The organism is Streptomyces sp. 7R007 (assembly GCF_054850255.1).
This window is the reverse complement of sequence record NZ_JBTWMV010000154.1, coordinates 1-654: the sequence shown is the minus strand read 5'-3', so window position 1 is coordinate 654 and position 654 is coordinate 1. Positions and strand designations below refer to the sequence as shown.

Annotated in this window: 2 protein-coding genes; both read right to left on the bottom strand. The window is 66.8% G+C overall.

Features of this window, described 5'->3' with window-relative positions:
- Positions 1 to 318, bottom strand: a 318-nt coding sequence (locus tag ACYF6T_RS44560; RefSeq protein WP_461703705.1) for an alpha-amylase family glycosyl hydrolase, incomplete at its 3' end; no start/stop codon positions are given.
- Between the two features lie 26 nt (positions 319 to 344).
- A partial coding sequence (locus ACYF6T_RS44555; RefSeq protein WP_461703704.1) for an alpha-glucosidase C-terminal domain-containing protein occupies positions 345 to 654 on the bottom strand: 310 nt, incomplete at its 5' end.

Sequence of the window (654 nt, the reverse complement as noted above, 5' to 3'; positions counted from 1 at the left end):
GGCGGCGTCGACGAACTCCACGAAGTCCGCCAGGTCGCCGAACTCCGGCAGCACGGCGGTGTAGTCGGAGACGTCGTAGCCGCCGTCGCGCAAGGGTGACTTGAAGAAGGGCGGCAGCCACAGACAGTCCACGCCCAGCCACTGCAGATAGTCGAGCTTGGCGGTCAGGCCCTTGAGGTCGCCGACGCCGTCGCCGTCGCTGTCCTGGAAGGAGCGGACGAGGACCTCGTAGAAGACGGCTCGTTTGAACCACTCCGGGTCGCGGTCCTTGGCGGGCGTGTCCTCAAAGGTGTCCGGCACGGGCTGGTTGACTGTCATGACGGTGTGACCCTCCGATCTGCTGGCTACGTGGACGACCGCTGGACGTGGAGCACGTGTGCCGGCGCCCTTCCGGGTTCCAGACGCACATAGTTGGTCCTGCCCCAGTGGTAGGTCTCACCCGTCAGTTCGTCGTGCGCGGACATGAACGCGTTCGGGTCCAGGCCGAGTCGCGGCATGTCCAACGAGACCGTGGCCTCCTGGGTGTGGTGAGGGTCGAGGTTGGCGACGACGAGGACGGTGTCGTCGCCCTCGGTCTTGCTGTAGGCGATGACCGCGTCGTTGTCGGCGTGGTGGAAGTGCAGGTTGCGCAGCCGGTGCAGGGCGGGGTGGCGG